This window comes from Methanothermobacter thermautotrophicus str. Delta H, from assembly GCF_000008645.1.
Taxonomy (GTDB): domain Archaea; phylum Methanobacteriota; class Methanobacteria; order Methanobacteriales; family Methanothermobacteraceae; genus Methanothermobacter; species Methanothermobacter thermautotrophicus.
The window spans coordinates 916,363-937,349 of sequence record NC_000916.1; the positions used below are offsets into that span (position 1 = coordinate 916,363).

Below are 20,987 nucleotides of genomic sequence, written 5' to 3' on the forward strand. Positions count from 1 at the left end.
TGCTGATTTTCTACCCCATACTACCGATTTTCGAAGAGGACAACTTCAACTTCCTCTCCCTCATTGATGATCTCAACGTTCTTGGGGACCTCGATGTAACCATCGGCCCCTGCCAGGGCTGCTACTGCACCTGAATCCTTGAATATTGGGCGTGCATAATCCCCGTCCACCATCACAAGTGCATAGTGCACCCTGCCCCTTGATGAGTGGAGCCGCTCTGCAAGTTTAAGGGTTTTAACATGCCCTGAGGATGCCTTTCTACCTGACAGTTTCCTTATGAAGGGTTCTATGAGTGACATGAACACTATGAGGGCTGATACAGGGAACCCCGGGAGTCCGACAACAATTTTATCATCAACCACCCCGACTATAGTGGGTTTACCAGGCTTTATTGAGATACCATGAATAACCACCCTGCCCAGTTCATCCAGGACCTCCGAGAGTATGTCACCGGCCCCTGCAGATGTCCCCCCGGATGTTATTACCATATCAGCCTCCTCAAGGCCCCTGAGGATGGCATCCCTGAGCTCTCCATAGTCATCCCGCACTATCCCTCCATGTTTAACAGAGCAGCCAGCCTCCTTCAGGGCGGATGAAAGGCCCGCGGAATTTGAATCAAATATTTTACCTGGCTCTAGCTGTCCTGATGGCTCAATGAGTTCATTACCCGTGGATATAACACATACAGATGGTTTTGAAATCACATTGACGCGGGTTATCCCTGCAGCTGAGAGGGCTGCTATTTTATCGGGTGAAAGTACTGTTCCAGTCCTGAGGAGGACGTTTCCCGCCCTGATATCGGATCCCCTTGCAGCTATGTGCTGGGACGGGTAGGCAGGTCTCTGAATGTAAACCCGGTCCACCTCCTCCCAGGTGTACTCCACCATGACCACTGCGTCTGCACCCTCAGGCACAGGGGCCCCGGTGCTTATCCTGGTACACAAACCCTCAGCAACCTCAAGGGACGGTACAGACCCCGCCTCAACGGTCTCGATGCACCTCAGGGTGGCAGGGTTCTCCTCATCTGCCCCGAAGGTGTCCGCGGCCCTCACAGCATAGCCATCCCTGGAAGCCCTGTCAAATGGTGGGAGGTCCACCGGACTTTCGATGTCATCAGCAAGCACCCTTCCATCAGCATCCAGTATATCAACACTTTCAGTGCCCTGGCTGTAGAGTTCACTGAACAGTTCCCCTGTTATTCTCCTGGCATCATCCAGATCGATTATCTCAAGAAATTCAACACCCATCAAATCACCGCGAATCTAGTCTCCTGAGCAATTTATTTATATCTGCACGGGTAATAAATTATAATGTCTATTTCTTTGATTGCTGGATATTAAATTCCATTAAAATCAAAGTTAACCAACGAAAAAATCAGGAGGAGAGTATTTGAGTAGAGGACATCAGACACAGGAAGTCAGGCGTGTTAGGACCCCCAGGAGGGGTGAGATACCGGGAGTTGTTGAACAGATAATGGGCCACGGAAAACTGAAGGTGAGGTGTGCCGATGGCCATATAAGGCTCGGCCGTATCCCCGGGAAGATGAAAAAGAGGATATGGATACGTGAAGGGGACGTGGTCCTCGTTAAGCCCTGGGAGTTCCAGAGCGAAGAGAAGGCTGATATCGTCTGGAGATACACACGTACAGAGTCAAACTGGCTCGAAAGGAAGGGTTACCTTAAACTGTAAAGTTGATTTTAATGGACCCCGAAGAAACCGGGAAGGCCCCCGAGATCAGGGCCCTTAAATCCAGGGCAGTGAACAGGGTTGATTCCGACCTCGGCCGGATGGAGGCTGTTAAAAGATTGAAGGGTGTTGAGGACCGGCGGGTCGGTAGCGAGGTCTTTGATGAGCTGACCCTCAAAACCCTCTACAAGCTGGCGAATTCAGGTTACCTTGCTGTTCTCAATGGTGCTGTGAGTACCGGGAAGGAGGCCAATGTCTTCAAGGGCATCACAGACACCGACGACTTCGTTGCAGTCAAGATCTACCGGGTGGCCACATCCGACTTCAAGAAGATGCAGTACTACATCCAGGGGGACCCCAGATTCAAGGTCAGGACAACAAACAGGCGCCAGCTGGTCCAGGCCTGGGTTAACAAGGAATTCCGGAACCTTAAGAGGGCACTTGAGGCAGGGGTCCGTGTACCGGAACCGGTCACTGCAAGGGACAATGTGCTCATAATGGAATTCATTGGGAAGGATGGTGTTCCGGCGCCCACCATGCGGGACGCCCCACCAGAGGACCCTGAGGAAGCCCTTGAGACAATAATTGAATACATGCACCGCCTCTATAAGGGAGCCCGGCTTGTCCATGGGGATCTATCATTCTTCAACATACTCAACCATTGCGGTGAACCCGTGATAATAGATGTATCCCAGGCAATGGTGCTTGACCATCCCCTTGCCGGCGAACTCCTTGAAAGGGACATAGAGAACATAATACGTGACTTCAGAAGGATAGGAGTTTCTGTAAGTGCAGATTATATCCGGGAGAGGATAACCGGAAAGTGAACATGAAGAACCGGGAAAACATATATACTGTAGAAAAAAACCAGTATGATGTTAGGGGTCTCTACAGGGAATAAACAGCAGATCCATAGGCCAGGAAGTCCCTGATAATCGGCAAACCCATGAAAATCAAAAAATATGGCCAAAAAACAGCATAATCCATAAACCATTTATTTCATCGAGGTGAATGAAATGCCAGCCGAGGAATACATTAAAATACCCCGTGAGAGGGTCGGAGTTTTAATAGGCAAAAACGGTGCGGTTAAGGCAAAGATAGAGCGCCTGACCCAGACTGAACTGGAAATTGACAGCGAAACCGGTGCAGTTACTCTCATACCACAGGATGAACTGGAGGACCCCCTCTCACCATGGAAGGCCAGGCACATTGTCAGGGCCATAGGGAGGGGTTTCAACCCTGAGGTTGCCCTGAGGCTCCTTGATGACGATGTCGCCCTTGAGGTCATCAAGATAACCGACTATGTTGGTAAATCCAAGAAGGCCATTGCAAGGCAGAAGGGCCGTGTCATCGGCCGTGAAGGTATAACAAGGCGTATAATCCATGATATGACCGGCGTGGACATATCTGTTTACGGCAAGACGGTTTCACTCATAGGAGAATTTGAGAAACTCGCTGTTGCCAGGGAAGCCATTGAAATGATACTTAATGGTGCAAGACACAAATCTGTGTACGCATTTCTCGAAAAGAAGAAGCAGGAACTGAAAATGAAGGAGTTTCAGGAAGGCGCTAAATTAATGTAAACTCCATCACAAACCTACTTTTCATGGGTGCTAACTTCAATTATTCTAAAGGTACCCCCTCAAAATGCATCTTCTGTAATAGTTACATATAGGGTATAAGTTTATATGGCATGAATTACACATATATCCATATGAACATGGCAGTCCCCATGTATTAATCCCATGAAAAATTTTTAAAGGAGGCGAATTTTTGGCGAGGCAAGCTTTGGATCTCTTTGATGAAGGATTCCAGGAACTCACTCCATCAGAATTCTTCAGAAAAAACAAGCAGATGCTTGGTTTTACCGGGAAAATAAGGTCACTTACAATAGTGTTCCATGAACTCATAACCAACAGCTTTGACGCTGCCGAAGAGGCAGGTATACTCCCTGAGATCAAAATAGATCTCAAGAGAATCGGGAAGGACCATTACATCCTGAGACACCAGGACAACGGCCCGGGTATACCTGAAAAGTACATCCCAAAGGTCTTCTGTACCATGTTCGCAGGGTCAAAGTTCAGGAACATCCAGTCCAGGGGACAGCAGGGACTCGGATGCAGTGGCTGTGTGCTGCTATCACAGATGACCACAGGTAAACCCGTGAAGGTCATCTCAGGTACAATGGAAAACGGGGAACTCAAGGGGGTCAAAATGACCCTCAAGATGGATGTTAAAAAGAACCAGGGCCTCATACTCGAAAAGGAGGAAGTCGAAGTCGATGGTACCGGTGTCTGCATAGAACTCCACTTCAAGGACGTCTCCTACTCACTCTCAGAACAGGGAGCCTACGAGTACATAAGGAGGACAATGATAGCCAACCCCCATGCCAGGATAGTATTCAATGACCCAACCGGAAACCGTTACGTCTTCAACAGGGCATCCGACGTCATACCCCCAATGCCAAAGGAGGTCCTCCCCCACCCATGGGGTGTCACCGCCGATGACCTTATATTCATGGCAAAGCACACCGATAAAAGGCGGTTCGGGAGCATGCTGAAAAGCAACCTCTCAAGGATGTCCTCCATGAAGATCAAGGAACTGGAGGAACTGACAGGGATAGACCTCAACAAAAGACCGAAGGACATGAAGTGGGAGGAGGCCGAGCAGATAGTTGAGGCCTTCAAGAAGATGAAATTCATGTCACCCCCGACCTCCGGCCTCATACCCATCGGAGAGGAGCAGATTGATAAGGGTATGAAGGAGATACTCCAGCCAGAGTTCACAGCAACGGTAACAAGGAAGCCAAAAACCTACCGTGGGGGTATAGCCTTCATAGTTGAGGCAGGTATCGCCTACGGTGGAAACTCCGGCAGACTGGTCGGTGACCAGAGAAAGGCTGAGATAATGAGGTTCGCCAACAGGGTACCCCTCACCTTCGACGCCGGAAGCTGTGCCATAACAGAGGGTGTTAAGAGCCTCGACTGGAAGCGTTACGGCATAAGGGACCTTGAAAATGCACCCATAAGCATATTCGTCAATGTGGTGTCAACCAACGTCCCCTACCTGTCAACGGGTAAGCAGAGTGTGTCACCTGAACCCGAGATACTCGGGGAGATCAGGCAGGCCACCATGATAGTTGCAAGGAAGCTCCACAAGTACCTCAGGAAGAAGAAGGCAGCCAAGGAGGAGGCGCAGAGGGCGAAGATCTTTGAGAGCTACGTGCCTGTGATCATAAAACAGGCCGCTCTCCTGGCTGAGCGGGAAGAACCCGATTACAGAGAACTGCTCGACACAGTTACAAGAAGGGCAAAACTTGAAATTCTGGGGGGAATCACTGAATGAATAGAAGGGAAATAGCCATTAACAAACTCAAAAGTCTTGGAGACGTTATACTCGATGATGTGACCCAGGGGAGAATCCCCAGGATAAAGGTTCCATCAAGGGGCACATCCAACATAATCTATGATGAAGATAAGAGGCACTACGTCCTCGGAGACCGATACGGTACACGTTCAATGGGTAACGTTAAGCAGATCAAGAAGATAGGGCAGATGCTCTACACAGCCAACTTCTGCAAGGACCTCGTGGCGAGGGAGAAAACAGCCACCCTCAGGGAACTCTACTACATCTCAGAGGGTTGGGAGGTGGACTTTGCAGACCAGCAGGAGTCCAACATCGTTGGTGAGGACCTTGAGGTCACCCTGGGCATGACCAGGGAGGAACTGGGCCTCATGCCAGAGGAGGACGGAGCGTCCGTCTACGGGGCCCTGACTGTCCGTGAGGGTGATATTGAAATAGACGCCCTCCGATCAGGTAAATCAGGCTACAACATATCCCCAACCATCGATGAGGTTGAATTTGTGGACCATGACGTTGAACGTGTCATTGCAGTTGAGACAATGGGTATGTTCCACCGTCTCGTTCAGGAGAAGGCCTACAAGAAGTTTGATGCCCTCATAGTCGGACTGAAGGGTCAGGCTGCAAGGGCAACAAGGAGGTTCATCAAGAGGGTCAACGAGGAACTCAACCTCCCGGTTTACATCTGCAACGACGGAGACCCATGGGGATTCCATATCGCCATGGTCATAATCTCAGGCAGTGCAAAACTCGCCCATGTGAACCATCAGCTTGCAACCCCGGATGCAAAGTTCCTGGGTGTGACTGCAAGTGACATAATAAACTATGACCTTCCAACTGATCCTCTCAAGGATGTCGATGTTGTAAGGCTCAAGGAGCTCCTCCAAGACCCCAGATACAGGGGTGATTTCTGGAAGACAGAAATCAAGAAGATGCTCACCATCGGTAAGAAGGCAGAACAGCAGTCCTTCTCAAAGTATGGTCTTGAGTATGTTGTAGATACCTATCTGCCAGAGAAACTCGAGGCTGTGGAGAACCAGTAGCTGAAGCATCTTAAATTTTTATTTTTTAGACACAATCTTTTTTTCAAGAAAAAACTGATCGCTGCTAACCAGCTTTTATTTTAGACACATAATCTTTTTTTTCAAGAAAACTGATTGCTACTGATCGCTGCTAACCAGCTGAACAATAACTGCGGTTTCTCTGTGGATGAAGCTGCACCCCCTATTTCCTTTAAATCCCGGGTCCTTAGAGGTATCCTTTTCCCTCAGAAGCCCATGAGAAGCATTAAAGATTATCACGGGAACCCCTGATCCCGGATCCGCCATTCACCGCACTTTTAGATAAGTATATAAAATAATCCATTAAAAATAGTATCAGGTTAGGAATTTAAACTCAAAGAGGTTTCCCTGGGAACAGCGTTTTTCAGGGGATAGGAGGTTTTTTTAAATGATATCTGTAGCCATTAACGGGTATGGGACAATAGGAAAGAGAGTTGCTGATGCTGTAGCTGCCCAGGACGACATGAAGGTCGCTGGTGTCAGCAAAACAAAACCTGATTTTGAGGCGAGGGTTGCAATCGAGAAGGGATACGACCTCTACGTCAGCATCCCTGAACGTGAGAAGCTCTTCGGCGAAGCCGGCATACCTGTGAGCGGTACCGTGGAGGATATGCTGGAGGAAGCAGATATAGTGGTTGATGCAACACCTGAGGGTATAGGTGCAAAGAACCTTGAAATGTACAGGGAGAAGGGCATAAAGGCCATATTCCAGGGCGGTGAAAAACACGACGCCATAGGATTATCCTTCAACTCATTTGCAAACTACGATGAATCCCTTGGAGCCGACTATACCCGTGTGGTTTCATGCAACACAACAGGACTCTGCAGAACCCTCAAACCCATCGATGACCTCTGCGGCATAAAGAAGGTGAGGGCTGTTATGGTGAGGAGGGGTGCCGACCCCGTACAGGTCAAAAAGGGACCGATAAACGCCATAGTACCTAACCCTCCAACCGTGCCATCACACCACGGCCCCGACCTCAAGACCGTCATGAAGGGCGTTAACATCCACACGGTGGCCCTCCTGGTCCCAACAACACTGATGCACCAGCACAACATAATGGTTGAACTTGAGGATCCCGTTGAGGCCGATGAGATAAAGGCCCGGCTCGATGAGACCACGAGGGTCATGCTTGTCAGGGCCTCTGAGGGTCTCGCATCAACGGCTGAGATAATGGAGTACGCCAAGGAACTTGGAAGGTCAAGGAACGACCTCTTCGAGATACCTGTATGGGAGGAGTCAATAAACGTTGTTGACGGGGAACTCTTCTATATGCAGGCCGTCCACCAGGAGTCAGATGCTGTGCCCGAGAGTGTGGATGCCATAAGGGCACTCCTGGAGCTCGAGGAGGACAACATGAAGTCCATCATGAAGACCAACAGGGCCATGGGCATCCTCTAAATCTCCCCCTCTTTTTTATAGTGGTGTTATTTTTGATAAGGGTTGGTCCGGCTGGTAACCCTGTTGGTTACCGTGGAAGCACCGTCAATGTCTTCAGCAAGATCAGAGCCATGGGACTGGACGCCTACGAGTACCAGGCAACCTATGGCCTCAGGTTAAAGAAAGAGAACGCCATCAGGATCGGAGAGAACTCCAGGAAGAATGACATCCTTGTCTCGATGCACGGACCATACTACATAAACCTCTCATCGGCCAGGAAGGAAACCGTTGAAAAATCCATTGAACGCCTATTTGACTGTGCCGTTGCAGCGGAACTGATGGGAGCCTACAGGATCGTATTCCACCCCGGATTCTATGGCGAGCATGGGAGATCAGGGGCCCTTGGACTCTGCATCAAAGCCCTGGATGAACTCATCGAGCGCCTGCATGGTGCAGGTATCAGGGAATTCACCCTTGCACCTGAGACAACCGGTAAGAGGTCACAGGTTGGAAGCCTTGATGAGATAATAAAGCTTTCAGAGGAATTCGATGAGGTCATGCCCACCATAGACTTTGCACACATACATGCAAGGGGCGGTGGATGCATAAGGGATGCCTCCAGTTACAGGGGGATACTTGAGAGAATCGAGTCCAGGCTCGGATCCCATCACCTACACTGCCACTTCACAGGGATAGAGTACACCGACGCCGGGGAGAGGAAGCATCACAGCCTCTCTGAGGGCTACGGGCCTCCCATAGAGCCCCTCATAGAGGTTCTTGTGGATGGTGGGTGGGATGCCACCATAATCTCTGAGACACCGATGAAGGACACTGATGCCAGGAAAATAAAGGGCATCATCAAGGAATACCTCGAGAGATAAGGAATACCTCCAGGAAATGATGGTAACTAACTTGAATCATCTGACCTAAAGGTTTATACAGACAACTGCACAATTTATCTATGATGACCTTGTTTCTGAGATATATCACAGTATCAGAATTTGTTTCTGAAGAACAGGTGATGTGGTGAAATTCAACAATATAATCTATGACCCCCAGGTATCCGATAAAAAGTTTCCAGTGCAGGCATCAGACCCTGAAAGGGAGGCTAAACTTGTTGTGCTGCAGCCAGTTGGATACCCCTTTGTATGCAACCTCATGGAGGCTCCGAGGATAGACGCTGTTAACAAGGAGCTCTTTGAGATATACGCCAGGGACCAGTGGGAGGGTTTCAGGGCAGCTGAGGGTTCATACCTCTTTGACCAGAAGCTGCTCCCTGACTATGCCTTCAAGATAATAAGGGCCCATCCTGACGGTTCAAAGATAACCAGGAACACCTCAATAATACTCCTGGAGAATGATCGGGAGGAATTCCATGAGGTCAGGAGCAGCATCACCATGGATGACGTTATTGGGCAGGAGGACGCCAAGATAAAGTGCAGGATAATCATGAAGTACCTTGAAGATCCGGACCGCTTCAGGGACTGGGCCCCCAGGAACGTTCTCTTCCATGGAAGCCCGGGGACAGGTAAGACGATGCTTGCAAAGTCCCTTGCAAATGAACTGAAGGTCCCCCTCTACCTCATAAAGGCCACGAGCCTCATAGGGGAACATGTTGGTGATGGCGCAAGGCAGATACATGAACTCTATGAACTCGCATCAAAGACAGCCCCCTCAGTCATATTCATAGATGAAATGGATGCCATTGGCCTTGACAGGAGATACCAGTCCCTCCGTGGAGACGTCTCAGAGGTCGTCAACGCCCTCCTCACAGAGATGGATGGTATAAACCAGAACTGGGGTGTTGTAACAATAGGAGCCACCAACAACCCTGAACTGCTTGATAAGGCCATAAGGAGCCGTTTTGAGGAGGAAATTGAGTTCAAGCTGCCTGATGATGAGGAGAGAAAACTGATGCTTGAGAAGTACATTGAAACCATGCCCCTCAAGGTGGATTTCCCTGTTGACAAACTTGTCAAGCTCACCAGGGAAATGTCAGGAAGGGATATAAAGGACAGGGTTCTTAAGACAGCCCTCCACCGGGCCATAGCAGAGGACAGCGAATCTGTTAGAGCCGAACACATAGAGTACGCCCTTAAGGAGCGTAAGGTCTCAGGCGAACCCAAACACATGTTTGCCTGAAACTTTTTTATTTACAGAGATAGCCTTTTACAGAGAAATAGCCGTTAAGCAATTATCTACTAGCTTTTTCACTTACAGAAAAAGAATAGCTTTAACGGGCTTACACCGCACAGAAAGAATAATCTTCTTAAGAGTTCCTCATTTTAGATCTTTGCAGTTAAAGAGCTTTGCGCACATGCTCAGAAATTCCTCATCGCCCCTCTCAGCCGCCTGCCGGATGCTGATGGCTATATCATGGAATATCTTATCCACGATGGACCTGCTGAGGGCCTCAATAACCCCCTCAGGGTCAGAGGAGTTCATGATCTTATTGAGGGCCCTTTCTGCCTCGCGCCTGCGGAGTGACTCCATATTGCCCCTCACCTCTGCAAGGAGGGGTTCAACCTCCATGTGTTTGAGGGACCTCAGGAGGAGCTTAAGTTCACCTTCAACAATTCTTTCAGCCTCCCTCGCCTCTGCCTCCCTCCTTCTCCGGTTCTCTTCCGCCACTCCCCTCAGATCATCGATTGTGAAGAGTCTGATGCCAAGTTCTCTTACCGACTCCTCTATGTCACGTGGGTTGGCTATGTCCACCATGACCACAGCGGATCTCCTCTCCGGAGGTATTGCGTCCCTGACACGTTCACGGGTCAGAATGTAGTGGGGTGAGCCTGTGGCACTGATAACAACGTCTGCGTCCCTGAGGGCCCTGTTGAGCCTGTCAAAGTGTATAGCATCTCCACCGAGTTCACATGCCAGCTGGTAGGCCCTCTCATAGGTCCTGTTGGCCACCATTATGGCGCTGAGGTGCTTCTCTGCAAGTGCCCTTGCAACGAGGGTCCCCATCTTACCTGCCCCTATGGCAAGGACCTTCCTGCACTTCAGATCTCCGTGTATGGATTCTGCAAGGTCAACCGCTGCTGACCCTATGGAAACAGAGCCCCTGTTTATCTGGGTCTTCCTCCTGACGGTCTGCCCCACATGGACTGCCTTGGTGAACACCATGTCCAGGACCGGGCCGCAGGTCCCTTCACGCAGGGCCTGAACCCTTGCAGCCTTTATCTGGCCGAGTATCTGGTCCTCCCCTATTATCATGGATTCAAGACCGGATGCGAGTCTCAGGATATGTCTGAGGGCATCCTCATCCCCTTCAACCGTGAATCCATCGAACTCAAAGCCCGGGGGTATCTCCTGGACTGAAAGGTAGTATTCGATGCGGTTGCAGGTCCTTATTGGGACCTTCTCCATCACAGTTCCACTGGACTCAAGTTCAGCCACAATGGCCTCCATCCTCTCATGTGAGGACTCCATGGTCTTCACATCGGATGTCTTGTGGTCCAGCCTTATGTTGAGAATCACCTGCAACACCCCAGCCGTTCCCTGATTATGATTTCAGCCCTTTCAACTGCCCCATCAAGGTCTCCCCCTTCAATCATCTCCCTCACCCCGGGGTCCTCTGAAATTTCATAGAGTATCCTGCGCCTCTTCCTGTGATCACCGGCCTCACCCATTAGAATCCTCCTTGCCCTGTCCTGGACCTCGATCATGAGGAGGTCCTGGGGGCTGATGGCCTCCTGGATCCTCTCCCTCAGATACCTTGCCATGAGGGGGCTCTTTGTCCCCGTGAAGATCGATACTGAAACCTCTCCAATGTTGAAGGTGGCCGGGACCACGACGTTACCCCTTGAGGGATCATCTGCCCTGTTTATCAGTTTACCGCCTGCAAGTTCAGTCACCCTTTCATTCAGGTCTCCGTCAGGACTTGCTGCCACTATGAGGTCGGCCCACTCCACCCAGTACTCAAGGTCGTCCTCCCTGGCAGGAATGGTTCCCTCAATTTCTGATGTGCCGATAACCGCGACCTCTGCTCCTGCTTTAAGGAATCTTTCAGCCCTCCTCCTCCCCACCGTACCGGAGCCAACGATGAGGACCCTTCTACCATCCATGTCTATGTAGATGGGTGTGAGGGACATCATATCATCCGTCAGAGGGACTTCATTCTCAGTATCTTCATTGCCGTCCTGAGGTCGTTGCCCGCATCCTCAAGGGCCTCCCTGGCCTCCTCGGGAGTTACGTCGAAGGCATCTGCCAGGGCCTTCACGCTCTCTGTGTCAGGTTCTGATGTGCCGACAAGTTCCTCGGAGAGTTTCTTCTTGAGTTCCATGTACTCCTCGGTGCTCATGTTTATCCTCTTCATTGCCATGTCCCTCAGGGGGCATGGTTTTGATGGCTTGCAGCACCATACCAGGGATCCGAAGCATGTCCCCTGGCCCTCCCCGAGCCTTGTTCTCTTTGCAAATGACTCCTTGATTTCAATGTAATCCTGGGGTGTGAGCCCTGCCTCCTCGAGGGCTATCATTATGGGGCAGGGTTTAACCGGTGGGCAGCAGAAGGTGAGTGCCCTCTTATCACCACCCCTGCAAACATGGGATGGTGCATCGCTCCATACCAAACAAAGTCCTCCTTTATTAACTATATTTACTATTAATAAAACATCATGGTTAACAGATACTTTAATGGCTTTAATTACAGTTTAATAAATAAATAAATTGTGGTTCCCCTGATTAAGAGGGGTCTATTTACTCCCTGAACATCTTACTCTTCTCATCGGGTGTGAGGTCACCGACGATTGACTCGGGGTCACCTGTCTTTAGAATCCTGCCGCCCCTCATGAGGGATGCCCTGTCACATACATCCAGTACAAAGTCCATGTCATGGGATATTATGAGGAATGTCTGATTCAGTTCCTCCCTTGCCTTGAGGATTGAATCTGTGACCTGCACCCTGGTTATGGGGTCCATTGTACCTGTCGGCTCGTCAAGTATTATTATGCGTGGCTCCTTGATGAGGACCTGGGCAAGGGCGACCCTGTGCCTCTCACCACCTGAAAGTTCATCCGGATATTTGTTCAGGATGCTCTCGGCGTATTTATCGTCGAAGCCAACCGTCTTCAGGACGTATACAGCCCTCATCTTTGCGAATTCATCGGGCAGCTCCAGGCTTATGGCCTCTGTGAGGTTGCCCAGAACATCCCTGTGGGGGTAGAGGCTGTACTCCTGGTGCAGTATTCCAAGGTAGGGTGTTACACGGCCACGGCCGAGGGGTCCCTTCTCGGTCATGTCAATCCATTCATCACCGAGCCTCACACAGACCTTCCCGCTGCTGGGCTCTGTGATACCTATTATTATCCTGGATAGGGTTGTCTTCCCGGCACCGCTTAGGCCAACAACACCAAAGATCTCGCCCTCATAGACCGTGAGGTCAACCCCATCAACTGCCTTAACAACACCCCTGTCAATGGAGTAGTAGTGTTTCTTGACATCAACCATCTTTATTATGGGGTTTTCCTGCTCGAATTCCTTGGCCTTTTCAGGGGCGGGTACCTGTTCCATGAACCTGGCCACCACTGTGTCCGGGTCTCCCTCCTCAACAATTTCGCCCTTCTCGATCCATATGGCGTAGTCTGAGAGGTCGCTCATGACCTCTGGCCAGTGGGAGGTTATGATCATTGTGATGCCCTTGTCCTTGACACCCTCAAGGAGTGCGTCGTGTATGAGTTCCGCTGTCTGGGGGTCCAGTGTACCTGTTGGTTCATCTGCCAGGAAGAGCATGGGTTCCTTTGCAAGCTGTCTTGCGAGTACGACCCTCTGTTTTTCACCACCACTCAGGTCCCTTGCAATGTGGGTTATCCTGTGGCCCATCTGAGTCATCTCAAGGAGCTCCAGGGCCCGGTAGAGGGCTGCCTCATATTCAAGCTCGGGCATTGACTTTATGACGTTATCGATTACGGTGTCATCCTCATAAAGGGCGAAGGTCCTCTGCAGCATGATGGCTATCCTTCTCCTCACAGCGGCGAATATCTTCTTGTCACAGTTCCAGAAATCGACCTCCTCCAGTGCAAAGCTTGATCCGCAGGAGCAGTTCCTGCCATCAAAGGATGGTGGCTCCACACGAAGGCATTCAGGACATATGGCGACGTTGTAGATCACCCGACCGCTGTCTGGTCGGTACTCCTTCATACCACGGAGCATGTTGATGAGAACTGATTTTCCGGCTCCACTCCTTCCGAGTATACCCAGAACCTTGCCCTCATCGATTTCAACACTGATATCCCTTAGAACCTCAACACCCTTAAACTTCTTTGTGACATTTTCCAGTTTTATGAAAGACATGTCCTCACCCTCAGTTACCAGAATCAACATTGTCAGTAAACATGAATCTGTATATTCTTTTGATGAAGCGACTATTAAAATTTTCCTAAATTTTTAGTCTGAATTAAATTTCAGTTCCCTGAGGTTGAAACCGAGTCTGCCGGATATTGCCGCCCTTGCAACCGACACAGCATCAGCCCCTGCTGCAAGCATTGCCCTCGCGGATTCAATGTCCCTCACAGAATTGTTACCTATGAGGATGGAGTCCCCCTTCACCTCTGAAACAAGGGATACGAGTTCCAGGTCAGCCCTGTCCTCCCCGGGTTTCATTGCATCGAGGTGGATGTAGTCGACCCCCAGGTCAGCCAGGACCCCTGCCACCCCGACGGTGTCAGCTCCAGGTACGTTTCCACGTATCTTGACTGAAACCTCAGATCTCGCCTTCCCTGTAACCTCCGCTGTGAAGTCCTCCAGGAATTCAGGATCCATGAGCATTGACTGGCCTGCCCCTATTTCTGTTATCTCCGGCTGTCTGCAGTGTGCATTGATCTCAACAACGTCAACAGACTCAATGGAGGAGATTTCCACTATTCTTTCAGGTTCAAGGGCTCTGATGTTCACTGAGACCATTACATCGAACCTCTCCTTTATCCTTGAGGCCTCATGATTGATGATTGATCTCAGTTCAGAACAGTCAAAATCAAATTCAGGTCTGCCCCTCTGAGCTATGAGCCTGCCGGCCCTGGAGGTCTCTCTATCCGCATTGTAGCCTCCAAGGGTGACCATGTCGAATCCATAGGGGATAAGTTTCAGGCAGAATTCCGCGTCACTTATTCCTGCCATGGGGGCCAGGACCCTTATGCTATCAGCAACCCTGATTTTTTATGGAGAATCAATCTGATTAGATACTATTCCTTCATCACATGGACAAGGTCATAGGTGAAGCCGCCCCTTATTTCCTCAAGGGCAAGGTCAGCCAGGTTGGCCGCCTTCTCGGCTGTCGGGGCCTTTCCTATACCCGCCTTAAGGGCCACGTTTATCTCATCATCTATCTCATTGATTATCCTCAGGAGCCCCTGAGGTTCAAGACCATTGCAGGGGGACATGAAGTTATCTCCGCCTATGAAGAAGAGGAGGGCGCCCTCCTTTATCAGCTTCTTCATCAGAAAATGCTGAACCCTGTTCACGATGAAGGATGTGTCATAGGCAGGTACAATGTCGGTCATCGTCTCTGTGATGCCATTGATATCGATGTGAGCTATCTGCACGTAGCCCTCATCCACAAGGCCGTCTATGGCAAGTACCTCCTTCCTCTCCTCTGACTGGGCGCCTCCATGGCTCTGAAGAGCCCTTGAAGCGTTCCTCTGAGCATCGTAGGGTGTCTCAGCAGCGCCCACACCCATGCTCACGGTTATTGGGTACCTGTTGCCTATGGATTTCTGTATCCTGCGGTGGTCCTCAAGGTCCATTCCATTGGTGACTGCAAGCATGTTATCGAATCTTGTGAAGAACACCAGTCCCTGGCGGGCAGCAAACTGGCGCTGAAGATCAGCGTAGAGCTCTGCCTGCATTATCTGGAGATCCGCCTCATTACGGGGGGTTGGTGTGACTGTCCATGGCCCATAATTGTCTATTTGAATTAAGGTCATCTGTATCATAATATTTCACCCAAAAGTATTCTGGCCAACATTATTTTATCCCCTATGTTTTCCATGTTGGTCTTTGTTATTGTCACCTCTTTTATTAGTTTTTCTATTTCCCCCTTGAGATCAGAATCGGTTTCATCGATTACCAGTCTGTCAAGAAAATCTGCGTAGATCTCTGCAACCCCAAGACTTGAGGCATCATAGCCCTTCGCCTCCATGAATTTCCCGGCTGGACCACTGAAGGGCCTCCCGCCGGTAAAGGGAGATACAGCAGATACATTCACCTTTCTCAGGGAATCAGTGACCCCCTCCATATTTATGATGGGCCCTATGGATGTGACTGGATTTGATGGCCCCAGTATAACCATGTCTGCTGATTCAATGGCATCAAGTACGCCGGGGGCGGGTTTAACCCGGCTGAATCTCACATCAAGGACCCCAGGCTCGGATCTCCTCTCAACAAGGAATTCATGGAACTCCATATCCCCCTCATCGGTGACTATTACTATGTCGGAATCCTCATTACTCATGGGCAGAACCCTGGATTCAACGCCCAGTGCCCTGGACTGTATCTCAACAGCCCGGTGAAGGGGCATCTCCCCGAGGAGAAGGGTCTTCTGTATCTTAAATGCCCGATCCCTGTCCCCTATTCTGAGGAGTTCAGGGCATCCAAGTTCCCTGAGGGTCTCATGGGTGATGAAGGTATCGCCCTCCACACCGTACCAGGTCTCCTCGTTGATGATACCTGCAAGGGTGTAGAGAACCGTGTCAACATCGGGAGCCACATAGACTCCTGAAAGGTAACCGTTCTCAACTGTGTTCACTATAACTGTTATCTCTTCAGGATCAACTACCCTGACGAGCCCCTGCAGGAGCTTGGGTGTTCCTGTACCCCCTGATAGAACGGTTATCATTGATTGCCTCCACACAGGATATTCATATTAACCTGGCTAACATTGATTAGCCCCTGAATACGTCCAGTTCCCTTGGTCTTAAGAGTGGTTTCACGCCCCCATCTGATCTGAGGTGTCCCCAGGGGTAACCCCTGATAATGACGGCGGGTACTCCCTCATCTGCCTGGCCCATTACCAGGGATGCTGCAGCTGCAAGTTCATCTGCGACTGCAACCCTGGTGGTCTCAAGACTCCTCCCATAGAGGTCCCTCTCACCCTTACGGTCCCAGATGGGTGAAAGACCGGCAACACCCACAGCAACACCCACGGCCCCCTCCCTGAAGGGCCTTCCCTGGGTGTCCGATATTATAACGGCAAGTTCCCTTCCGGTGGCCTCCTGCAACGTCCGCAGTATCTTCTCTGCACTTCCATCGGGGTCACGGGGGAGGGGTGTTGCCAGGCCATCGTCAACGTTGGACTCGTCGATACCTGCATTTGCACATACAAAACCGTGGCGGGTTTCGGAGACTATGAAGTCATGGCCAACCCTTATTATTTCACTGGACTCCCCAAGGATCGCCTCAACTAGCGAAGGATCCTTACCAGTCCTTTCTGCGATATCCAGAGCCTCTGGGGATGGTTTAATTTCTTCAAGGGATATTATGTTGCCCTCTGCCTTAGAAACGATGGTTTCGGCGATCACGATTATGTCACCATCAAGGAGGTCCTCTCCCCCTTCATTGAGGGCACTGATGATGAGGTATGCAATGTCATCACCAGCCCCTACGAGGGGCATGCCCTCGACTCCGATTAGACTTATTCCCATCCAAGCACCTTTACATTTCTCTTGTCGCCAGATTCCAGCCCTCACCATCGTTGAATGCGGCTGCTGCTGTGACCGGGTGTGTGAAGGCTGCAAATTCGCCCCCTTTAAGTATGAACTCCGCTGCCTCCTCCGGACTTCCTGCCTTGAATTCTGTGGCTGCTGGCTCTGTCTGCTCATAGGTGGAGATGTACACTGGTGTCTCCTCCGGGACCCTGCTGACCATCAGCCCGTCTGCAGTCACTATACCTATGAAGGCTTCTGAGCCGTTGATGGCCGCTGCTATTCGGGGGGTGTTGAGTTCATCCTTCTCATAGTCCATTGCAAGGAGTGAAAGGCCGATGGCGTCCCTGAGGTTCATGCCGAGGGCCACCTTATCTGCGATGGTGTCTGTATGGGACCCGTTGGATACAACCGCAGTGTCACCAACTATCCTGATGCAGTTATATGCTATGTACGGGTTCCTGAAGACATCCCTTTCATGTCCCTCCACCGGGACAACTGCCACCCTCTCCTCCTGGATGCTCGTCGTCCTGTTGGGGAATGATCTGCTTGAAACCCTGTATGCTACAAAGGACCCATTACTGTTTCTTCCGACTGCAAGTATTCTTCCAAGATACAAAAAACCACCACTTCAAACTTTTTTATGCGGATTCCTATGAAGGTTCTTATGAGATTCCACAGGGACCATGGGTAAGTTCCTGGCAATTATGAGGTTCCTCAGTGAATGACTATGAGGGAGTCCTCACAGCCCTTTCTACTGGAAGGTCCGGAGGTGTGGTTATGATTATGGCCCCCTCCTTTGGCCTTATTATTATTTCACCCTCATCTATGACCCTTGTGTGAACAGCCACCGCACCGTTCCTTATGCGGTCGGACATGTCAATGCCGTTCACGGTGACCCTCCGGAGGCCTGCCACCGGGATGAGGTAGTACTCTGAGGGTCCTGTGTTTTCACTTATCTCAGGTTTTCCAGAGGCCTCTCCAGTTCCGCCTCCAGAGAATGTTGCTGTCACAACAAGGAAGATCAGTATCGTGAAGAGTATATCAATGAATGGGACCATGTTGAATCTGGGCTTACCGTGGATCTTGTTCCTGTACCTTTCTGTGTCAAGAGCCATCCTATCACTGTCTCAGTTTACTCTCAATGATCTCGGCACTCTTACCGCACCTTTCAATTATAATATTGTTTATGCTCTTCTCAAGCATGCTTGGCTTGAACGCCACAACCACGTTGGCGTCGGGTTCATCAACAACCCGGACACTCACCACACCATCAGATTCCATGAGTGCCTTCACAACGTCGTCCACATTCCCCTCAACACTTATCCTCATAACGGCGTAGCCCCAGTTGGTCATCTTCTTTATGAGTTCAATCTTGTCAATCTCATCATCGATTCTTCCTGTTATGTAGGAGTAGAGTGGCATCAGGATGATGGCGACGGCAAGTCCAAGGATGGTTGTTATCAGGGCCACATAGATCCCCTCAGCCATTGCAGCAGGGTCAGCGTTAACCCCAAGGGCCCTGAAGGTGTACCAGATCCCTATAACAGTCCCTATCAGACCCAGCATCGGGGCCACCTCTATGATGGTCCTCAGGGTGCCGAGGCCCCGGGTCATGTTACTCATCTCCACGATGAACACTCGCTCCATGGCGTCCTCCACCTCTGAACGGTTCCGGTACCCTATCTTGAGGGCCTCTGATATTATCTTTGATACCGGGTTCTGGTACTGACCTATCTCTCTGAGGGCCTCCAGGGCCCCTCCCTTCTCCATGGACTCATTGACGGCCCCTATTATCTGGGGCGTACTTACACGTGAAATTTTCCTCAGGTAGTGTATCTTCTCAAGTGCTGTGATGAATCCATAGATTCCGATTGCTGCTATGAGGTAGGTGATAACACCACCGCTGCGGAACATCTCAAGTACCGTGCCAAAGAAGTTGATAACTGGATCGAGAAACATTTTTCTGCCTCACCTGGTGGATATTTAAAAATCAATGGGTATTTAAGAATAGTGGTTTTAATCCGGCTACACGGTTAAAGAGTATCATGGTCTCAATCACAGTTAAAGGAACACCATGATCTTAATCGCCATGAAATGCTGAGGTCACCAAAATCTTTAGTGTTCCATTAATTCACTGCTTCTTCTTCTGAACGGTTGCCCATGACCTCCTGACAAAGTCTGGCAGTTCATCATAGGTGAATGATTCAAGAAATTCCCGGGTACGTGGGTCAGAGGGGTAACCGGACCCAATATCCCCGAGTTTCCTGTTCTTCTTCTGTATGCTCTCTATTTCAAGGTCCCTTTCAACCTTGGCTATTATGGATGCTGCGGCCACAGGGTAGTACCTTGTATCTGCACCGTGCTCTGCAGTGACCTCAATTTCCCCGAAGTGTGACCTGATCTCCTCCTCAAGCCTCTCTGGCTTAACATCCACCGAGTCAATGATCACACGGTCTGGCTGGGCCTCTGGTATTATCCTCTTTATGGCTATCTTCTCTATCTCATTCAGGTTGAAGCCCCTTTCACGCATTCTGTCAATGTCAGAGGCCGAGATCTTAACCGTGAATACCCTGGCGATTCTTCTTATCTTCCTTGCAAGGAACCGTCTCCTCTCGGGTGTGAGCTTCTTGGAGTCCTTCACACCCATCTTGCGGAGTATGGAGAACTTCCTCTCAGGGATCATCACACCCGCCACAACCAGGGGGCCTATCACCGGTCCCCTCCCGGCCTCATCAATACCAAGAACCTTCATCTGCTGGAGGCCCCTTCAAATCAAAAAAAGAATGATTATTTCATGGCCTTGAGCCTTACCTCTGGTTCAAGGGCCCTTGGCTCTGCAGCAACTATTGCGGCTCCCTTGGCCACCACTGTCATGGGGTCATCTGATATCTCAACAGGGATGCCCACCTCATCATAGATCCTCTCCTTCAAACCCCTCAGCTGTGAGGTTCCACCAACAACAACTGTCTTGTTGTAAACCCCGGATATGAGTTCCGGTGAGAGTCTCTCAAGGACCTCTGCGATGGATTTAACAATACCATTCACCACTGGCTCCGCTGCCTCTGCAACCATCTCTGAATCGATTTCGACCTTTTTGGGTTTGTTGGTTTCCATGCATTTTCCTATGACCACGGTTTTGAGGTTTTCAAGGTCCTCATCACATTTGACCATCCCGACCTCTATCTTTGCCTTTTCTGCTTCATGGATACCTATCTCAACATTGAATTTCTCCTTAACGAGTTCAACTATGTTGCTGTCTATGTCGTCTCCACCAACTCTGATGGTCTGGATATCGGTTATTCCACCCAGGGATATCACCACGATGTCACTTGAACCGGCGCCGATGTCAATTACCATGGTACCTGATGCCTCGGCTATTGGAAGACCTGCCCCTATGGCCGCTGCAAGACCCTCACTTATGACCAGGACATAGTTGGCGCCGGCCTTCCTCCCTATCTCCTCAACAGCGTTCCTCTCAACCTCCGATGCGTCCCCGGGTATGCCTATAACTATCCTGTCTATGGAATCAGAGTCACCGGCACCCATCTCCATTGCATAGACCAGGAGGGCTTCTGCCTGGGCCACGCTCTCAATAACACCCTTCCTGAGGGGTCTCACTGCAATTATATCCTCAGGAGTCCTTCCGAGCATCATCTTTGCCTCTTCACCCACTGCAAGAACATATGATGGGTCATCCTTCTTCACAGCCACCACTGATGGGATCTTGTAGATATCAAATTTATCTCCTGCCGGCTTGGCAACAACTGTGTTGAGGGTACCCAGGTCTATCCCGAGTGTGTTGGTGATGGCACTCTTCTTTTCAGGTTTTTCTTCAGATTTCTTTCCAAATGAAAACATT

At 50.3% G+C, this 20,987-nt stretch carries 22 protein-coding genes; 8 read left to right on the forward strand and 14 right to left on the reverse strand.

Annotated features, from left to right (window positions below; all coding sequences use genetic code 11):
- Nucleotides 1-20: 20 nt before the first annotated feature.
- Nucleotides 21-1,247: a molybdenum cofactor synthesis domain-containing protein gene (gene glp, locus MTH_RS04740; protein WP_048060944.1), complete on the reverse strand. Its 1,227-nt coding sequence runs from the start codon at nt 1,245-1,247 to the stop codon at nt 21-23.
- Between the two features lie 142 nt (nt 1,248-1,389).
- Here glp and eif1A point away from each other — a divergent pair, with 142 nt between their 5' ends.
- The 8 genes from eif1A (at nt 1,390) to MTH_RS04780 (ending at nt 9,630) form a co-directional block, all read left to right on the forward strand.
- Entirely contained in the window at nt 1,390-1,689 is a 300-nt protein-coding gene (gene eif1A, locus MTH_RS04745; RefSeq protein WP_010876635.1) for a translation initiation factor eIF-1A, read from the forward strand.
- Nucleotides 1,690-1,700: 11 nt separating this feature from the next.
- The gene (locus MTH_RS04750) at nt 1,701-2,513 is read left to right on the forward strand and encodes a serine protein kinase RIO (RefSeq protein ID WP_048060945.1); all 813 of its coding nucleotides are present in this window, start codon (nt 1,701-1,703) and stop codon (nt 2,511-2,513) included.
- Between the two features lie 189 nt (nt 2,514-2,702).
- The gene (locus tag MTH_RS04755; RefSeq protein WP_048060946.1) at nt 2,703-3,269 is read left to right on the forward strand and encodes a KH domain-containing protein; all 567 of its coding nucleotides are present in this window, start codon (nt 2,703-2,705) and stop codon (nt 3,267-3,269) included.
- 190 nt (nt 3,270-3,459) lie between these two features.
- Nucleotides 3,460-5,031, forward strand: coding sequence for a DNA topoisomerase VI subunit B (gene top6B / locus MTH_RS04760; protein WP_010876638.1), 1,572 nt, complete (start codon nt 3,460-3,462; stop codon nt 5,029-5,031).
- Nucleotides 5,028-6,089 (forward strand): DNA topoisomerase IV subunit A, encoded by a 1,062-nt coding sequence (locus MTH_RS04765; RefSeq protein ID WP_010876639.1) that lies wholly within the window; start codon nt 5,028-5,030, stop codon nt 6,087-6,089. Before top6B ends, MTH_RS04765 begins: the two co-directional genes overlap by 4 nt.
- A gap of 406 nt (nt 6,090-6,495) precedes the next feature.
- The gene (locus tag MTH_RS04770) at nt 6,496-7,509 is read left to right on the forward strand and encodes a phosphorylating glyceraldehyde-3-phosphate dehydrogenase (protein WP_010876640.1); all 1,014 of its coding nucleotides are present in this window, start codon (nt 6,496-6,498) and stop codon (nt 7,507-7,509) included.
- Between the two features lie 32 nt (nt 7,510-7,541).
- Nucleotides 7,542-8,369 carry a deoxyribonuclease IV gene (locus MTH_RS04775; protein ID WP_048060947.1) on the forward strand — a complete coding sequence of 276 codons (828 nt, stop codon included), beginning with the start codon at nt 7,542-7,544 and terminating at the stop codon, nt 8,367-8,369.
- A gap of 145 nt (nt 8,370-8,514) precedes the next feature.
- Complete coding sequence (locus MTH_RS04780) at nt 8,515-9,630, forward strand: AAA family ATPase (RefSeq protein WP_048060948.1); 1,116 nt, start codon at nt 8,515-8,517, stop codon at nt 9,628-9,630.
- A gap of 138 nt (nt 9,631-9,768) precedes the next feature.
- On the opposite strand, the gene hemA is transcribed toward MTH_RS04780, so the two are convergent.
- The 13 genes from hemA to MTH_RS04845 form a co-directional block, all read right to left on the reverse strand.
- Nucleotides 9,769-10,968, reverse strand: coding sequence for a glutamyl-tRNA reductase (gene hemA / locus MTH_RS04785; RefSeq protein WP_048060949.1), 1,200 nt, complete (start codon nt 10,966-10,968; stop codon nt 9,769-9,771).
- Entirely contained in the window at nt 10,965-11,582 is a 618-nt protein-coding gene (locus tag MTH_RS04790) for a precorrin-2 dehydrogenase/sirohydrochlorin ferrochelatase family protein (RefSeq protein WP_048060950.1), read from the reverse strand. Before MTH_RS04790 ends, hemA begins: the two co-directional genes overlap by 4 nt.
- A gap of 11 nt (nt 11,583-11,593) precedes the next feature.
- Complete coding sequence (locus MTH_RS04795; protein ID WP_010876645.1) at nt 11,594-12,061, reverse strand: methanogenesis marker 9 domain-containing protein; 468 nt, start codon at nt 12,059-12,061, stop codon at nt 11,594-11,596.
- A gap of 127 nt (nt 12,062-12,188) precedes the next feature.
- Nucleotides 12,189-13,781, reverse strand: coding sequence for a methyl coenzyme M reductase system, component A2 (gene atwA, locus MTH_RS04800; RefSeq protein WP_048060951.1), 1,593 nt, complete (start codon nt 13,779-13,781; stop codon nt 12,189-12,191).
- Between the two features lie 93 nt (nt 13,782-13,874).
- Nucleotides 13,875-14,603 carry an MJ0144 family RNA dihydrouridine synthase-like protein gene (locus tag MTH_RS04805; RefSeq protein WP_010876647.1) on the reverse strand — a complete coding sequence of 243 codons (729 nt, stop codon included), beginning with the start codon at nt 14,601-14,603 and terminating at the stop codon, nt 13,875-13,877.
- Between the two features lie 65 nt (nt 14,604-14,668).
- Nucleotides 14,669-15,418 (reverse strand): GTP cyclohydrolase III, encoded by a 750-nt coding sequence (locus MTH_RS04810; RefSeq protein ID WP_010876648.1) that lies wholly within the window; start codon nt 15,416-15,418, stop codon nt 14,669-14,671.
- Nucleotides 15,415-16,320, reverse strand: coding sequence for a 2-phospho-L-lactate transferase (gene cofD, locus MTH_RS04815; protein WP_048060952.1), 906 nt, complete (start codon nt 16,318-16,320; stop codon nt 15,415-15,417). Before cofD ends, MTH_RS04810 begins: the two co-directional genes overlap by 4 nt.
- Before the next feature lie 46 nt (nt 16,321-16,366).
- Entirely contained in the window at nt 16,367-17,125 is a 759-nt protein-coding gene (gene cofE, locus MTH_RS04820; RefSeq protein ID WP_010876650.1) for a coenzyme F420-0:L-glutamate ligase, read from the reverse strand.
- Nucleotides 17,126-17,135: 10 nt separating this feature from the next.
- Nucleotides 17,136-17,744: an IMP cyclohydrolase gene (gene purO / locus MTH_RS04825; protein WP_010876651.1), complete on the reverse strand. Its 609-nt coding sequence runs from the start codon at nt 17,742-17,744 to the stop codon at nt 17,136-17,138.
- Nucleotides 17,745-17,853: 109 nt separating this feature from the next.
- Complete coding sequence (locus MTH_RS04830) at nt 17,854-18,243, reverse strand: ExbD/TolR family protein (protein WP_010876652.1); 390 nt, start codon at nt 18,241-18,243, stop codon at nt 17,854-17,856.
- Between the two features lie 4 nt (nt 18,244-18,247).
- Nucleotides 18,248-19,087, reverse strand: a complete 840-nt coding sequence (locus MTH_RS04835; RefSeq protein ID WP_010876653.1) for a MotA/TolQ/ExbB proton channel family protein — start codon at nt 19,085-19,087, stop codon at nt 18,248-18,250.
- 172 nt (nt 19,088-19,259) lie between these two features.
- Entirely contained in the window at nt 19,260-19,880 is a 621-nt protein-coding gene (rnhB, locus tag MTH_RS04840) for a ribonuclease HII (RefSeq protein ID WP_010876654.1), read from the reverse strand.
- A 35-nt stretch (nt 19,881-19,915) separates the two neighbouring features.
- On the reverse strand, nt 19,916-20,986 hold the full coding sequence (locus MTH_RS04845) for a rod shape-determining protein (RefSeq protein WP_010876655.1): 1,071 nt from the start codon (nt 20,984-20,986) through the stop codon (nt 19,916-19,918).
- Between the last annotated feature and the right edge of the window lies 1 nt (nt 20,987).

What these genes read in the sequence shown, in the direction of transcription:
- glp (WP_048060944.1), bottom strand. Translation starts at nt 1,247, where the DNA reads ATGGGTGTTGAATTTCTTGAGATAATCGATCTGGATGATGCCAGGAGA.
- MTH_RS04750 (WP_048060945.1), top strand. Translation starts at nt 1,701, where the DNA reads ATGGACCCCGAAGAAACCGGGAAGGCCCCCGAGATCAGGGCCCTTAAA.
- MTH_RS04755 (WP_048060946.1), top strand. Translation starts at nt 2,703, where the DNA reads ATGCCAGCCGAGGAATACATTAAAATACCCCGTGAGAGGGTCGGAGTT.
- MTH_RS04765 (WP_010876639.1), top strand. Translation starts at nt 5,028, where the DNA reads ATGAATAGAAGGGAAATAGCCATTAACAAACTCAAAAGTCTTGGAGAC.
- MTH_RS04770 (WP_010876640.1), top strand. Translation starts at nt 6,496, where the DNA reads ATGATATCTGTAGCCATTAACGGGTATGGGACAATAGGAAAGAGAGTT.
- MTH_RS04790 (WP_048060950.1), bottom strand. Translation starts at nt 11,582, where the DNA reads ATGTCCCTCACACCCATCTACATAGACATGGATGGTAGAAGGGTCCTC.
- atwA (WP_048060951.1), bottom strand. Translation starts at nt 13,781, where the DNA reads ATGTCTTTCATAAAACTGGAAAATGTCACAAAGAAGTTTAAGGGTGTT.
- MTH_RS04805 (WP_010876647.1), bottom strand. Translation starts at nt 14,603, where the DNA reads ATGGCAGGAATAAGTGACGCGGAATTCTGCCTGAAACTTATCCCCTAT.
- MTH_RS04810 (WP_010876648.1), bottom strand. Translation starts at nt 15,418, where the DNA reads ATGATACAGATGACCTTAATTCAAATAGACAATTATGGGCCATGGACA.
- cofD (WP_048060952.1), bottom strand. Translation starts at nt 16,320, where the DNA reads ATGATAACCGTTCTATCAGGGGGTACAGGAACACCCAAGCTCCTGCAG.
- cofE (WP_010876650.1), bottom strand. Translation starts at nt 17,125, where the DNA reads ATGGGAATAAGTCTAATCGGAGTCGAGGGCATGCCCCTCGTAGGGGCT.
- MTH_RS04830 (WP_010876652.1), bottom strand. Translation starts at nt 18,243, where the DNA reads ATGGCTCTTGACACAGAAAGGTACAGGAACAAGATCCACGGTAAGCCC.
- MTH_RS04835 (WP_010876653.1), bottom strand. Translation starts at nt 19,087, where the DNA reads ATGTTTCTCGATCCAGTTATCAACTTCTTTGGCACGGTACTTGAGATG.
- rnhB (WP_010876654.1), bottom strand. Translation starts at nt 19,880, where the DNA reads ATGAAGGTTCTTGGTATTGATGAGGCCGGGAGGGGACCGGTGATAGGC.
- MTH_RS04845 (WP_010876655.1), bottom strand. Translation starts at nt 20,986, where the DNA reads ATGTTTTCATTTGGAAAGAAATCTGAAGAAAAACCTGAAAAGAAGAGT.